Raw genomic sequence first — 1,181 nt, forward strand, 5'->3', positions numbered from 1 at the left:
GCGGCCGCCCGCCGCCTGGCCGACCTCCTGGGAGAGGAGGTCGGCGGCACCGTCGGATACGCGGTGCGCGGGGAGCGGCGCGCCGGCCCGGCGACGCGGATCGAGGTCGTCACCGCCGGGCTCCTCCTGCGCCGCCTCCAGCGGGACCCGGAGCTGAGCGGCGTCGACGCCGTCATCCTCGACGAGGTCCACGAGCGCTCCCTGGACAGCGACCTCCTCCTGGCCCTCCTGGCGGACGCGCGCGCCGCCCTGCGCGAGGACCTCACCCTCATGGCCATGTCCGCCACGCTCGACGCCGACCGCCTGCGCCGCATCCTGGGCGGCTCCTCGGGCGGAGCCTCGGACGGCACGTCGGACGGAGCCGCGCCGCTGGTGGAGGTGCCCGGGCGCCTCCACCCCCTTGAGGAGGTGTGGGCGCCGCCGGGGCGCACCGGTCGCCTGGGGCCGCGCGGGGTGCCGCGGGAATTCCTCAGCCACGTCACCGCCACCGTGGAGCGGGCCCTGGCCGAGCGCTCCGGTGACGTGCTGGTCTTCCTGCCCGGGGCCCGCGAGGTCGACGACGTCGTCTCCCGCCTGCGCGGTGCGGCTCCCGAGGGCGTGGACGTCCTGCCGCTGCACGGTCGCCTGCCCGCGAGCGCTCAGGATGCGGCCCTGGCCCCGAGCCCGGCGGGGCGGCGGCGCGTCGTGGTGGCCACGAACGTGGCCGAGTCCTCGCTGACGGTGCCTGGGGTGCGGGTGGTGGTGGACTCCACGCTGGCGCGCGAGCCGCGCCTGGACGTGGCCCGCTCCATGAGTGGCCTGGTGACGGTGGGGGTCTCGCGGGCGGCCGGGGTGCAGCGGGCCGGGCGGGCGGGGCGCGAGGGTCCCGGCGTCGTCTACCGCTGCTGCTCGCCGACGGACTGGGCGCGCTCGCCGCTGGCTCCGACCCCGGAGATCCTCTCGGCCGACCTCACCGGTGCGGCCCTGGAGCTGGCCGTGTGGGGTGTGCCCGACGGCGCGGGGCTGGCCTGGGTCGATGAGCCGCCGGCTGCGGCGTTGGCGACTGCCCGGGAGGCGTTGGAGCGTCTGGGCCTGGCCGGCGCCGATGGCGTGACGCCCCTGGGTCGGGCGGTGGCCGGACTGCCGGCGGGCGTGCGGGAGGCGCGGGCCCTGCTGGCGACGGCACCGGTGCTGGGGGCGCG

The 1,181-nt window shown here is 78.6% G+C and carries 1 protein-coding gene; it reads left to right on the top strand.

Features of this window, described 5'->3' with window-relative positions:
- Positions 1-1,181, top strand: a 1,181-nt coding sequence (locus HMPREF3165_RS08120) for a helicase-related protein (RefSeq protein WP_141745031.1), incomplete at both ends; no start/stop codon positions are given.

The sequence above is a fragment of the Actinomyces sp. HMSC08A09 genome, from assembly GCF_001807465.1.
Taxonomy (GTDB): domain Bacteria; phylum Actinomycetota; class Actinomycetes; order Actinomycetales; family Actinomycetaceae; genus Actinomyces; species Actinomyces oris.